Raw genomic sequence first — 14,149 nt, forward strand, 5'->3', positions numbered from 1 at the left:
CATAAAAGAATCTACACCAGAGATGCTTACATGGTGAGGTGTGTATTCTAAAAATGAAAAGGAAAAAGGAGAAGTCTTTGACATGAAAAATAGAATAGACAATATTTATATGCCAATCGATATAGAACCTAATAAAAATTTTTCTGTAAAAGTTAGAAGTGAAAACGATCAACAGTGGCAAGAATTATTTGTTTACAATGTGAGGGTAGGCCACCAACAAACACCTTATGTAAACAGTGGCATGGTCAAGTTTGATTTTGAAGGAGCCATAGAAATTAGTATAGATTATAATGTCAGTGATATAGCATCCTATGAGATAAGACCAACCTCTTACCATATTAGTGGGAAGCAGGAAGAAAGAAATATTAAATTCAAGTTACATCAGGATGGAGAGAATTCTAAAAAATTAGTTGTAAGAATAAACGATAATTGGGAGACCGCTTGTTTGCACATTTTGTCAAATCCTATAGAGGAAGAAAAGCCAGTTAAGTATGCTGAAAATATTCACATAATAAAGGCAGGTGATGAAATTCCTTTTTATTTACCAAAAGGGAAGGATACCTATTATTTTGAAGAAGGAATACATGTTCTGCCTGGAGGCTTATGGATGGAACATGATTTAAAGAGAGTATATACAATCGACAGATTTTTAATAGAGCAAAGCCCTATTGTTTTATTAGGATACGCCGATGGATTAAGTTGTGAGATGCCACAAAAATACATAGTGGAAGGCAAAGAAACAGAGGAAGAACATTATAAGATATTATTTGATGGTAGAGATAACTTGGCGCTTGGCATGATAGAAGAAAAAATTGCGTCTATTAATGTAAGATATGTAAGAATACGTTTACTGGGAAGTATAGGTGAGCGTTTTAGATACTCCAATGCGATAAAACAATTTAGAGTATATAAGGAGAATAGTCATGAGGATTTAACAGTTCAGGCAGAGACAAGAGCAGCCACTCCTAGTATACTGAATGGAAAAGGAGTCTCTGAAACAGGATACAGTAATTGGCATGCAGCAGAAAGCTTTTTCTTGTGTCAGGATCATTATAAAGTGTATTTAGCAAATGGATCTGTTGTTAAGGGGGCATTTGCGTCAGATGAAGTCAACCATATTAAAATATATGGCAGAGGTATTTTGGATTGCACAGAGCTTAAACATTTTTTTAGGGTAGGGAGTGAAGATCGTACAGGTGCTATATGGCTTATTAGTGGAAAGAATTTAGAAGTAGAAGGAATCACTGTATTAGATCCTCCTATGTGGTCAATCGTGTTAAATAATGGTGAAAACATTAAGGTTAGAAATGTAAACCTCATAGCATCAGCGTTAAATGCGGACGGTATACATTTTAGCAGTAGTTCCAATGTTGAAATAGAGAATTGTTTTATAAGAACTTGTGATGATTTGATTGTATTGTATCATTATGGAAAAGCACAGAATATTACCGTAAAAAACTGTGTATTATGGAGTGATGATGGTCATGCGTTTTTGTTTGGTCTAGGAAGTGTGAAAGATGCCCCTATAAAGAATATAAAAGTATATCAATGTGATATTATTGATCATAGAGCAGCCTGGGATTTTATTAAATATTCCGGTGCAATTAAGTTGTGGCCAAACGGGGGAAATCTTATGGAGGATGTTGTGTTTGACACGATTAATATTGATAGTTTTCAAATGCCAGAGAAAGCATCCGTATTTAAATTAACTACTCATGAACGCCTTGAAAATGAGGGGCATGGCATTTTAAAGAATGTTCTACTAAAAGACATATATTATTGGGGATCAGGAGAGCAAAATGCATTAATCCAAGGAGTTAATGAGGCATTTCATATTGAAAATGTCAAGATACAAAACTACTGTAGAAACGGTGTGAGAGTGAAGGATACGAATGATGGGCACATTACAGTAAGTGGTTGTGTTAATGGGTTAACAATAGAGTGATACAACAAATTGGAGTATTTTAATGGCCGCGTCAAAGGAGTGAACAAGTATGAGTAATAATATAACGGAAAATGAAAAATTAAGCGATATATTAACCAGACCGGAATTGAAAGAGCATAAGAGGGAGATCAATTTTGTAGAGGATTCTGATGGAATGCAGTTTTCCGATATGAGTCTGCAAGGAATCGCAAAAATGGTGGGGACCTGGAATGCGGAAAGCATGGCGGAAGGACTGAGCTATCTTTCTAAGAAAAGTAAGTGGGAAAATGTTTTTTTTGATATCTGGACAGAGGCAGACATTAGACAGGATAGTTCAAAAGAAAACACTTCGCTAATGGCATTCACCGTAAAGAAAAAGAGTAAGTTTGTGCTAATCTGTGCAGGAGGCGGTTATGCGTCGGTTGCCTCTATGGTTGAGGGGTTTCCTATTGCAAAAAGAATCAATGAGCTTGGATATACAGCATTTGTTTTAAAGTATCGTACAGGGAAACATGCTCTGGCTCCTAATCCTCTGGATGATATAGCACAAGCAGTCAGGTTCATACTGAATAATACCGAAAGATTTAATATAGATACCAAAGATTACGCAGTGGCAGGGTTTTCAGCAGGAGGACACCTGGCGGCTTCCTTTGGATTGGAGCATATTGGATATCAACATTATGGCTTACCAAAGCCAGGAACAATGATTCTAGCATATCCGGTAATAACAATGACCGATAAAACACATTGGGACTCTCGTAAAAATCTTTTGGGAGAAAAAAATGTCCATAATCAGGAACTGATAAATAAATATTCTATTGAATTGAATATAACCTCAAGTTATCCGCCTTCCTTTGTATGGCAATGCAATCAGGATAATATAGTTCCGCTCGAAAATACCCAGATGCTTGTTAAGAGGCTTAAGGAGGAAAATGTTCCTTGTGCATATGAAGTCTTCCAAAGTAATGCCCATGGCTGGGGGATGGGAAAAGGTACGGATGCGGAAGGATGGGTTGACCGCGCAATAGATTTTTGGAAAGATTCCTTTAAACCAGCTTTAGAGAAAGACATATAGATAGACGAAATGGCTTTATTTTGTGCCCTGAGGCATTAAATGAAATTGAATATATAGACCCTATAAAAGAACCATATCTAAAATAGTTCATTTTATAGGGTCTATTTTCATTTGCTCCTTTTACCACGATTTATCATTAGGAATGATTTACTTTGTTTGATTAGAAATAAATTAAAACAGAATTAAATAGATGATAAACTTAATATAATTCAAACTCATAAATCCTAGCAATATTGGAAGTAGTTTGCGTTCCGGCAGTAATGTATAAGCGAACGTAACGGGCACTAAAAGTTATTACAGTACGATCTGTAATATTGGAAGTGTTATTTGTTACGGTATCCACATCAGTCCAATTGATGCCATCCGTGCTTTTTTGTAACTTAAAATCCTTGGTATTATAAGAGGTGCTCTCGCCCCCAACACCGGCATGTTGTACAACCCATCTTGATATGTTATAGGTTTGACCTAAGTCGATTTTTAACCATTTAACAGCATCAGAGTTATCAGAGCACCATTTACTATTACCATAGCCATAGCCTGCAATAGAACCGTCTACTGCTTTGTCCGGTGTTTCATTTGTTACATACTGATTTGCTGTTGCTGATTTATTGAGAGCAATATTATTTGAAGTTGGTGGTGTTGGTGTAGGCGTAGGTGTAGTGGTAAATACTGAATTAATTGCATTCGCATAGTCGGCTGTTGAATTTGGACTTGATAACTTCATTAAATCGTCATATAGCCAGATAAATCCACCTTCGGAGGAGGACTTCCAATTGGTAAGCTTTGATTTAACCGAGCTAGCAGAGTCTCCTTGACTTCCGCTATGCAAGCACCAGAGTCCGGGAATCACATTCGTGCCCATGATGGATTTCCAGGAAGAAGGGCTATTACCTGCTCCGCCATCGTAGCATTGCAAGTACACACGATCAACAATGGAACCAAGTTGGGATTTTACACTACTCCAAAAGCTTGAGGAAGTGTAGGGACATAATGTTACCTTCATGCCCATAGCAGCACACATTTGTCCAAATTGTACCGTTGTATTTACATTGTATAAGGATTCATCATCGAAATTTACCGCATCAGCGCCAGTAGCATTTTTCAGAGCTAAAAAATTACGATATAGTATTGTATTTGAACCGGTACCATTTGCATTAATTAATGCCTGAATATTCTCAAAATCACTGCATCCCCAAGCTCCAATGCTTATCTCAACGCGAGTGACAGAGGTGGTACCAGTTTTTAAGGATTGCCATGCAGTAGCCCATGCAGGGTCTCCTACGTAATTACCGTTTTGACATACAAGTTCATCGTTGATGTATAAGTCTCCATTCGGATGAGGATGTACTGACCAGATAATTACTGTGTTAAAACCAGAAGCTTTTAATTGATTCATTACTGGTTGACCGCCTGTAACAAAAGGGCCTCCTCCAAAAATTGCAGAAACAGCGGAAGAGGCTGCTTCCACCTTGCTCGGTGAACTAAAGATTGTAAAGCATTGGAACAATAAACATAATACTAAAAGTAATCCGAAGTGTTTTTTAACGACGCATCTTTTTAACATTTGTTATACCTCCTTTATACTTTTTTAGAAGAGTCTGAAGTTACGACTCTTCTTATTTTTAGTATAGAAGCGAGCTTTTCAATATTCAAAGTGAAAAATTTTATATTTAATGGAGTAATTAAAAAAATGTAAAAAAATAGTAATTACAAGCTAGAATCCATACAACGATTATGGAATTATTACACTTTCCCATTGAAGCATAAGTAAGTAAACTAACAGTACATTTAAATTTTTAAAGGAGGAAGTTATGAAAAAACAATATTATAAGTTTGTGTCAGTAGCCCTGATTGCTACAATGTTCGTTACCGGCTGTAGCAAGAATTCTTCCGACATAAAGGATAATGCCACAAACTCAGAAGCAGTTGTCACAGAGGCAGTACAAGTACCGGAGAAAGAGCAGGCACCGGAGGAAAATCAAGCACCAGGGAAAATAGTTTATAGGGTAACACCGGAATCAGAATCCGATATGAAAATGATGAATATACCAAATGCTCCTTATTGGTTCCCGGCAGAGCTGTTGGAATGGAATCCGAAGGAAGCCAAAGATTTAGATTTGTATGTATCGAATGTTCCCCTGAAAAGTAGAGTAGATAAGAGTAAGCTAGTGAAAAGTAATAAGACTCAGATAGCAGATTTTAAAGTTGCTGCATTGTCCATCATGAATTCCAGGACAAGCGGAAATTCTCCGCATGGATTGAATCGCTTCAATGCAAATACATTCTCCTATTGGCAATATGTAGACCAATTAGTATATTGGGGAGGTTCTGCTGGAGAAGGCCTCATTGTACCACCTACGGCAGATGTAACGGAAGCAGCTCATACCAATGGTGTTCCTGTATTAGGTACCATATTCTTAGCACCGGAAGCATGGGGCGGTAAAATAGTATGGTTAGATGATTTCTTGAAGACCGATGAGAATGGTCAATTTTTATTAGTGGATAAGTTAATCGAAGTATGTACGGTACTTGGCTTTGATGGCTGGTTCATTAATCAAGAAATGGGCGGAACGAAGGAAGCTCCATTAACGAAAGAACATGCTGATAAAATGTTATCATTTGTACAGCAATTTAATGAAAAGTCAGCAGGTAAGTTCTCCTTCATATGGTATGATTCAATGACTGAAGAGGGCGAAATTGATTATCAAAATGCTCTTACTGATAAAAATGATGCTTTCCTGGTTGATGGAAATGGGAAAAAAGGTGCGGACAGCATGTTTTTAAATTTCTGGTGGGCAGCACGTGAATTAGCAGACCAGGAGTTGTTAGTAAAATCCAATGAAAAAGCGAAAGAAAAAGGAATTAATCCTTATGATCTTTATGCAGGCATTGATGTTCAGGCAAATGGTGTTATGACCCGAATTAACTGGGATTTATTCGAGAAGAATAATGTACCGCATACATCCATAGGGTTATATTGTCCAAGCTGGACCTATTTTGCAGCAGATAGTTTAGATGCTTTCGAGAGATATGAAAATCGTATGTGGGTTAATGAACATGGTAATCCAACGATTCCGACAGAGGTTTCACAATATGACTGGCATGGTATTTCTACATATGCAATCGAAAAAACAGTTGTAAATCAATTACCTTTCATCACAAATTTTAATAAAGGAAATGGATATAACTTCTTTGTAAATGGTGAGAAAATCTCTTTACAGGATTGGAATAACAGAAGTATTACAGATGTTATGCCAACCTACCGCTGGATTTTAAATCAGGAAGAAGGTAATAAATTAAAACCGGGTATTGATTATGCAGATGCATATTATGGCGGAAACTCAATACGCTTATATGGTGCAATGGAAACTGATAAAAAGTCTGAATTAACATTATATAGCTCTGATCTGGCAATTGGCGATAAAACGAAGGCCTATGCGATGCTGAAAGCAAACTATAAAGTAAATGCAGAGTTAGTATTAGAATTAGAAGATGGTTCCAAAGAATATATCAAAGGGGATAATACTCTAAACACTGAATGGGCAAAAATAGTGTTTGATCTATCTAAAGTAAAAGGAAAGACTGTTAAAAAGATTGGCTTTAACTTTACCTCTTCTAAATCGGATATGATTCTCATCAATATGGGTAATCTTACTATTTTTGAAGAAAACACAGTGGCTCCAACGACTCCTGGTAATTTAAAGATTGCATATCAGCAATTTGATGATGATGGACTATTTGCAGGGGTTAAGCTAGCATGGGATGGCGCTTCTAATGTTAGATATTATGAAGTATATAAAATTAATGACGACGGAAGTAAATCCTTTCAGGGAGCTACTACAGCAAAAGCACATTACATGAATGCTTTGGTCAGGGAGGAAGGAGAGAAGAAGTCAACCTTTGAAGTAATTGCAGTAAATAATATGCAGCAAAGAAGTCAAGGTACTACGGTAGTAATGGAATGGCCGAATATTAGTTTACCGAAAGCAAATATGAAGGCTTCTAAAACCTTAGTTGCTCCTGGGGAAGTAGTAGAATTTACAAGCTTATGTTCTCAAAACACTACAGGTTATGAATGGTCCTTTGAGGGAGCAGATCATGCTGCTTCAACAGAACAGAATCCAAAAGTGACATATTCTAAGGAAGGCGTTTATAATGTTAGCTTAGTTGCTAAGAATGGGGAAGGAACAGCCGAATATAAAGTGGATGGTTTGATTGTAGTTCGTAGTGATGCTTCCGGTGATATTCCTGTAGTTTCAGAAGGTAAGACCACAAGTGCTTCCGGTTATGTAAATGAAAATGAAGCACCTAGGTTTGCAGTCGATGGAAAAACAAATACAAAGTGGTGTGCAACAGGTTCAGCACCACATGATATTACCATTGACCTTGGTGAAAATAAAATGGTTAGTGAAGTTTACATGGCTCATGCAGAAAAAGGAAACGAAAGCTCTGATATGAATACTTCATGGTATACCATTGAAACTAGTCTAGATGGAAAGAGCTTTGAACCTGCCATTGAAGTTAAAAACAATGCTTCGGCTGAAACATTAGACGCATTTAAGCCAAGAGAGGCACGTTATGTAAAAGTTACAGTGATGAAACCAACACAAGGTTCCGATACCGCTGTTCGTATTTATGAAATTCAAGTTCATGGGCTAGATAAATAAACCTTTAAAACTGTCTTTATCTACAGCGTTTAGCTAAGATAAAGGCAGTTTTTTATAATGAAAGAAAAGACACAGACCGCATTCAAGGTTCTGCTAAGAAAGTTTACAAAGCATGCTTATTTATTCATGACAAGTGAAGTTACTAGTTCGCTTCTGCTGTTCTAATATTGTTTCTGATTTTTTTTGATCAGAAGGCAGAGTTATTATATATATTTACCAAAAAAACAGATTAATACATAACTCGTTTGTTAAAATATACCTATAAAAAGTACAGCATATATGAAATTATTCAAGTTTAAACGTCCAATTTTCTGAAGTATACTTAATAGTGTAAATGAGATGTGCATGGAGGATGTAATAAAATGATATGCATTTCTTTGTAAGAAACGACAAAAAAAGAAAAAGGTGTAGAGTATGAAAAAACAAAAAAAAAGAAACCGAGGCCGATGGAGGAAAGATGATACCCAATTAACTCTTTTGGCTTTACCGACAGCAATTTGGTACTTATGCTTTTGTTATATGCCGATGTTTGGTATTATCATGGCTTTTAAAAATTTTAGAATCATTGATTCGTCGAAGAATTTCTTTTATAACTTACTAGCCAGCGAAACAGTAGGATTTAAGAATTTTAAATTCTTATTTTCCAGCGGTTCAGGAGGATTGGTTATAAAGCTAACATTATTATATAACCTGGTATTCATTGTACTTGGAATTGTAGTTCCGGTAACGCTATCCCTTATTATGAGCCAATTACATAGCAAAAAATTCGCAAAAACTTGTCAAACCCTTATGTTCCTTCCATTTTTTATGTCTTGGGTAGTTGTTACTTATTTTGTATTTGCTTTCTTAAGTCCAGACAAAGGGTTAGTGAATGAGATGTTAAAGAATTTCGGTCGTAATCCGATTAGTTGGTATCGTGAGCCAAAGTATTGGCCAGGTATTTTGATCTTTTTAAATACTTGGAAGGGCATGGGATATGGAATGGTAGTTTACTTAGCAAATATCACAAGTATTGATGGATCACTATATGAAGCGGCAATGATCGACGGTGCAACAAAATTACAACAGGCAAAATACATCACCCTACCTATGATGAAATACGTGATTATCATGATGTTTATTCTAGCGACCGGTGGCATTGTTCGTTCTGATTTTGGTCTATTTTATCAAGTGACAAAGGCTTCGAATTCCTTATATACAGTTACCGAAACAATTGATGTATTTATTTTCAAGATGATTAAGGAACAACCTAATCCGAACATGGGAGCAGCAGCAGCGTTCCTGCAATCAGTTATCGGATGCTTATTGATTCTGACTACCAATAAGATCGTTAAGAAAATAGATAATGATAGTGCAATTATATAGGAGGTAGACAGATGAGAAAGAAAGAAAAAGATTTTGAAGAAACTCCTATCAAATATAATTGTATCAAACCTGCTACAAACGTTATATTCAGCGCGATTTTCTTCCTATTAGCTGTTCTATGTGTTGTGCCGACAATTTTTATCGTAATCCTATCTTTTTCGAGTTCAAAAAGTATAGCCCAAGTGGGGTACTCCTTCATTCCAGTTGAATGGTCCTTGGAGGCCTATGAATATTTATGGAATAATTTTGATATGATTAGCAGAGCATTTGGGGTTTCTATTTTTGTAACCATATCAGGTGTTATTATCGGACTTTTACTTACAACATCAATGGCTTATTCCTTATCAAGAAGTAATTTTAAGTTAAAAGGATTTTTTACCTGGGTGGTATTTATCCCAATGGTATTCGGAGGCGGTTTAGTTTCCACTTATAATATTTATACATCAGTACTGGGATTAAAGGATTCTATTTGGGTTCTTATTTTGCCTATGGCGGTATCTTCTTTTCATGTTGTAATCTGTAAAACATTTTTTAAGACGACGATTCCGCAGTCCATCCTAGAATCTGCTGAGATCGATGGAGCTTCACAATTTAGAATATATTTTCAGATGGTACTGCCAATTTCGAAACCCCTACTTGCAACCATTGGTTTATTATTAACCTTTGGCTATTGGAATGATTGGTGGTTATCCCTTATGTACATAGATAATAAAAAGCTGTATTCCCTGCAAGCTGTATTAATGAGCGTAGAACGAAACATTGAGTTTCTTGCAAATAATGCAGATGGGTTAAGTGTATCTGCTGCAGAATATGCAATGAAGATGCCAAAAGAACCTATGCGTATGGCTATGGCAGTAGTCATCGTTATACCAATTGCGTGTGCATATCCATTCTTCCAAAAGTACTTTGTAACAGGTTTAACGGTAGGTTCTGTAAAAGAATAATTGTATTATTAGACAACAAAATCGTTGTTTAATATAAAAAAAAGAAGGAGAGAGAAAAATGAAGAAAATTTTAAGACCTTTTAGTATGATGCTAGTTTTGCTACTATTGCTAACAAGCTTAGCAGGATGCGGGAAAAAACCAGAGAACACGGAAACTACAAAAGACACAAAAGTAACTGATTCTGGCAAAGAAAAACCAACAGCAACCACGCCTGCTAAAAAAGACCCAGTAATGTTGCGTTGGATTCAAATTGGCGGTGAACCAAAGAATTATGACAATGTATTAAAAGCATTAAATGAATACTCCATTGAAAAAATTGGTGTTGGAATAGACTTTACATACCTGGATTGGGGTATCTGGGGAGATAAAGTAAAAGCTATGTTAAACTCCGGTGAAAAATTCGATATTATGTTTGTAGGTGGCAGTGAATATAATATGGGCGTTTCCTTAGGCGCTTTCGCTGATATCTCAGAGCTTTTAAATGAGACTCCAGACCTTAAATCATTCCTTCCGGAAAAAGTTTGGACCGGTGCTAAGATTAGCGGAAAAATCTATGGAGTACCTACTTACAAGGATTCTTCTCAGACACAATACTGGGTATGGGATAAAGAAATCGTTGATAAGTACGGGATTGATTACGAAAATATCAAAACAGTTGTAGACTTAGATCCTGTATTACAAAATCTTCAAAAAGAAATTAAAGCTGGTAATATTGAAGGTACAAATTATGCATTTACAGTTGCAAGAGATGGTATCAATGGATTTTTGATGAACTATGAACGTCCGATGCCAGCACTAGGTGTACGTTTTGATGACCAGAACGCCAAAGTAGTAAATGTATTCGAGCAAGAAGATATTATGGAAATCTTAAACTATATGCATAAATGGAATAAAGAAGGCATTGTAAATCCTGATGCTGCAACCTTGGAAAATGGTCCAGCTTGGAATATTGTAAGTTCAGGTCAAGGCTTCCCTGGTGCAGATGTATCTTGGTCAATCAGTCGTGGTAAGACAACGATAAGTACTCCTTTCTATGGTCCGATATACTCAACGGATAGTATTTTAGGATCAATAAATGCTATTTCTTCCAGTTCAGCATACAAAGCAGAAGCTTTGAAATATCTTGAATTATGTAATACGGATCCGAAGATGAGAAATATGCTGGCATATGGTATTGAAGGGGTAGACTATACCGATCATGGAGATGGAACAATCACTCGTATGGATAATTGCTATAGTCCTGCATCTTATTCACAAGCAACATACTTTATATTAAAAACAGTTGCACCAAATGCTCCGGATCAATGGACAAAGGTTCAAGAATGGAATGAACATGCAACAGCATCTGTATTGTTAGGCTTCGCATTTGATCGTTCCAAGGTGGAAAATCAAATGGCTGCTTGTGACCTGATTTTATCAAGATACAAATATGAGTTATATACAGGTACAGTAGATCCAAAAGTTGCAGTACCGCAAATGTATGAAGAACTAAAATCAGCAGGGTTAGAAGACATTCGTACAGAATATCAGGCACAGATTGATGCTTGGAGAGCAGGCAAATAAATAAAAAACGGTAACAATAAAAATATGGTAACAAATAAAAATATGGTAACAAATATCAAGTAGTGATAATTCTTAATAAAAAGATAAGTATCCTTGTATGAGATATTTTGTACAAGGATACTTTTACTGCAATTAATGATGGAAACAATTTATAAATGCGAATTTATGTGATTTTTGCAATTAAATAAAAGATGTAGATTAGAAGCAAGTAGCGCAAGCGGAAAAACTTGCCTGTAGCAAGGGGAATACCCGCTTTGTCATTGACTGTGTGCATATATGAGGTTGAAAAGGAGATTGAAGATGAAAAATATACCATGGGAACCAAGACCTGTTGATTGTGAGGATGTTGTTTGGAGATATTCAAAAAATCCGATTATACATAGAAATGAAATCAAAAGAAGCAATAGTATATTTAATAGTGCGGTGGTACCTTTTAAAGATGGTTATGCAGGGGTATTTAGGTGTGATGATAAAAGAAGAGAAATGTTACTCCATGCTGGATTTAGTGTAGATGGAGTGAAGTGGAATATAAATCCTGAACCAATCGAGTTTCAATCTGAAGTAGAGGATAGCGAACCATTTGAATATGGGTATGATCCAAGAGTATGTTTCATTGAAGATAGATATTATGTTACTTGGTGTAATGGATATCATGGTCCTACCATTGGAATTGCATATACCTTTGATTTTGAAACCTTTCACCAGATGGAAAATATATTTTTACCTTATAACAGGAATGGTGTTCTGTTTCCAAGAAAAATCAATGGGAAATATGCGATCTTAAGCAGACCGAGTGATACGGGACATACTGCTTTTGGTGATATTTTTTATAGTGAGTCACCGGATTTGATCCATTGGGGAAGACATCGTCACGTAATGGCACCTAGAGGTTGGTGGCAATCCACAAAAATTGGAGCCGGACCTGTACCGATTGAAACAAAAGAGGGTTGGCTACTGTTTTATCATGGTGTACTGACCTCCTGTAATGGGTATGTGTATAGCTTTGGAGCAGCAATGCTAGACCTTAATGAGCCTTGGAAAGTAAAGTATAGAACAGAACCATATTTATTATCACCACAAACATTATATGAATGCGTTGGTGATGTACCAAATGTTGTTTTCCCATGTGCAGCTTTACATGAAGAAGAAAGTGGCAGAATTGCAATTTACTATGGCTGTGCAGATACTGTTACAGGTGTATGCTTTACCATGAGGGATGAGCTAATTGATTTTATGAAAAAGAATTCCAAGCTTTAATGTTTAAACAAGAATAGTTCATAGGGAGAAGGGAAAAATGGAAACTTCAAAAGCGATAGAAGAATTATTTGAGACGGTAAAACAGAAATTAACGGGTATGGAAAAAGTATATATGGCATTTGAAAAATGTTTTCTCAATACAATCACCACTACAGTTAAAAGGTTAGACGATGGTTCTTCCTATGTAATTACAGGTGATATTCCTGCTATGTGGCTTAGAGATTCCACTTGTCAAATCCGCCCGTATCTAGTATTAGCAAATAAAGATTTAGCGATAGCTCAGATGATAAAGGGGCTAATTCATAGGCAATTTAAATACATACGGCTAGATCCTTATGCAAATGCCTTTAACGAAAGCGCCAATGGACATTGCTGGGAACAAGATGAATGCGGCATGGGACCTTGGGTATGGGAACGAAAATATGAGATTGATTCTTTATGCTTTCCAATACAGTTAGCGTGGTTATATTGGAAAACGACAGGTGATACCACTCACTTCGATAAAAATTTTAAGAATGCCATTAAAGTAATTATGCATACATGGAAGCTGGAGCAAAATCATGAGGGGAAATCTCAGTACCATTTTATTCGAAAAAATACCTTTTTTAAGGATACGTTATCGAGAGAAGGGAAAGGGGCGTTAGTAAAGCCAAATATCGGATTGACTTGGTCAGGCTTTCGTCCAAGTGATGATGCTTGTACCTATGGCTATTTAATTCCATCGAACATGTTCGCTACCGTTGTATTAAACTATGTGGAAGAGATTGCAACAGAGGTTCTAAAAGATGACAGCATAGCAAAAGAAGCTCTTCTGTTAAGAAAAGAAATCGGGGACGGAATTGAGAATTACGGTATTGTGAACACAGAGGAATTTGGCCGCATCTATGCATATGAAACAGATGGGTATGGCCAATATAATTTAATGGATGACGCGAATGTACCAAGTTTACTATCTATTCCTTATATCGGATATGTGGGAAAGGAAGAAGAGGTTGCTAATAATACAAGGCGATTTATATTAAGTCATTCAAACCCTTATTACTTTGAAGGTAAGATGTTATCAGGAATCGGAAGTGCTCATACTCTATCAAACTATGTCTGGCATATAGCGGTTGCAATGGAAGGTTTAACGAGCGAGAAAGTAGAAGATAAGCTTCAGTGTATAAACCGAATCATGAATACATTAGGTGAAGATTTGTTAATGCATGAAGGAATTTATGCGGATGATGCCGTAATATACACCAGAGAATGGTTTGCATGGGCGAACTCACTTTTTGCTGAATTGGTACTAGATTTTTGTGGTATAAAGGCAGGAATTTAAAATCTAGAATTTGTTCATAAAATCTAGAATTT

At 36.3% G+C, this 14,149-nt stretch carries 9 protein-coding genes; 8 read left to right on the forward strand and 1 reads right to left on the reverse strand.

The window, feature by feature from the left end:
• Positions 1-82 precede the first annotated feature (82 nt).
• Both CPHY_RS08875 and CPHY_RS20760 read left to right on the forward strand, forming a co-directional pair.
• Entirely contained in the window at positions 83-1,945 is a 1,863-nt protein-coding gene (locus tag CPHY_RS08875; protein ID WP_012199737.1) for a glycosyl hydrolase family 28 protein, read from the forward strand.
• 49 nt (positions 1,946-1,994) lie between these two features.
• Positions 1,995-2,999, forward strand: a complete 1,005-nt coding sequence (locus CPHY_RS20760; RefSeq protein ID WP_012199738.1) for an alpha/beta hydrolase — start codon at positions 1,995-1,997, stop codon at positions 2,997-2,999.
• 199 nt (positions 3,000-3,198) lie between these two features.
• Here CPHY_RS20760 and CPHY_RS08885 read toward each other — a convergent pair whose 3' ends face one another.
• A complete protein-coding gene (locus CPHY_RS08885; RefSeq protein WP_012199739.1) occupies positions 3,199-4,563 on the reverse strand; it encodes a discoidin domain-containing protein in 1,365 nt (454 codons plus the stop codon).
• A gap of 247 nt (positions 4,564-4,810) precedes the next feature.
• Here CPHY_RS08885 and CPHY_RS08890 point away from each other — a divergent pair, with 247 nt between their 5' ends.
• The 6 genes from CPHY_RS08890 (at position 4,811) to CPHY_RS08915 (ending at position 14,117) form a co-directional block, all read left to right on the forward strand.
• Positions 4,811-7,666 carry an endo-beta-N-acetylglucosaminidase gene (locus tag CPHY_RS08890; RefSeq protein ID WP_012199740.1) on the forward strand — a complete coding sequence of 952 codons (2,856 nt, stop codon included), beginning with the start codon at positions 4,811-4,813 and terminating at the stop codon, positions 7,664-7,666.
• Between the two features lie 414 nt (positions 7,667-8,080).
• Positions 8,081-9,031 carry an ABC transporter permease gene (locus CPHY_RS08895; protein ID WP_012199741.1) on the forward strand — a complete coding sequence of 317 codons (951 nt, stop codon included), beginning with the start codon at positions 8,081-8,083 and terminating at the stop codon, positions 9,029-9,031.
• 11 nt (positions 9,032-9,042) lie between these two features.
• Positions 9,043-9,975 carry a carbohydrate ABC transporter permease gene (locus CPHY_RS08900; protein WP_012199742.1) on the forward strand — a complete coding sequence of 311 codons (933 nt, stop codon included), beginning with the start codon at positions 9,043-9,045 and terminating at the stop codon, positions 9,973-9,975.
• Positions 9,976-10,033: 58 nt separating this feature from the next.
• Entirely contained in the window at positions 10,034-11,539 is a 1,506-nt protein-coding gene (locus CPHY_RS08905) for an ABC transporter substrate-binding protein (protein ID WP_012199743.1), read from the forward strand.
• 300 nt (positions 11,540-11,839) lie between these two features.
• Positions 11,840-12,796: a glycoside hydrolase family 130 protein gene (locus tag CPHY_RS08910; RefSeq protein ID WP_012199744.1), complete on the forward strand. Its 957-nt coding sequence runs from the start codon at positions 11,840-11,842 to the stop codon at positions 12,794-12,796.
• A 37-nt stretch (positions 12,797-12,833) separates the two neighbouring features.
• Positions 12,834-14,117 (forward strand): glycoside hydrolase family 125 protein, encoded by a 1,284-nt coding sequence (locus CPHY_RS08915; RefSeq protein ID WP_012199745.1) that lies wholly within the window; start codon positions 12,834-12,836, stop codon positions 14,115-14,117.
• Positions 14,118-14,149 lie beyond the last annotated feature (32 nt).

Origin of the sequence: Lachnoclostridium phytofermentans ISDg (assembly GCF_000018685.1) — a bacterium.
Lineage (GTDB): Bacteria > Bacillota > Clostridia > Lachnospirales > Lachnospiraceae > Lachnoclostridium > Lachnoclostridium phytofermentans.

Coding starts and splice junctions, on each gene's coding strand:
- CPHY_RS08875 (WP_012199737.1), top strand. CDS start 83: ATGAAAAATAGAATAGACAATATTTATATGCCAATCGATATAGAACCT.
- CPHY_RS08910 (WP_012199744.1), top strand. CDS start 11,840: ATGAAAAATATACCATGGGAACCAAGACCTGTTGATTGTGAGGATGTT.
- CPHY_RS08905 (WP_012199743.1), top strand. CDS start 10,034: ATGAAGAAAATTTTAAGACCTTTTAGTATGATGCTAGTTTTGCTACTA.
- CPHY_RS08915 (WP_012199745.1), top strand. CDS start 12,834: ATGGAAACTTCAAAAGCGATAGAAGAATTATTTGAGACGGTAAAACAG.
- CPHY_RS20760 (WP_012199738.1), top strand. CDS start 1,995: ATGAGTAATAATATAACGGAAAATGAAAAATTAAGCGATATATTAACC.
- CPHY_RS08890 (WP_012199740.1), top strand. CDS start 4,811: ATGAAAAAACAATATTATAAGTTTGTGTCAGTAGCCCTGATTGCTACA.
- CPHY_RS08895 (WP_012199741.1), top strand. CDS start 8,081: ATGAAAAAACAAAAAAAAAGAAACCGAGGCCGATGGAGGAAAGATGAT.
- CPHY_RS08885 (WP_012199739.1), bottom strand. CDS start 4,563: ATGTTAAAAAGATGCGTCGTTAAAAAACACTTCGGATTACTTTTAGTA.
- CPHY_RS08900 (WP_012199742.1), top strand. CDS start 9,043: ATGAGAAAGAAAGAAAAAGATTTTGAAGAAACTCCTATCAAATATAAT.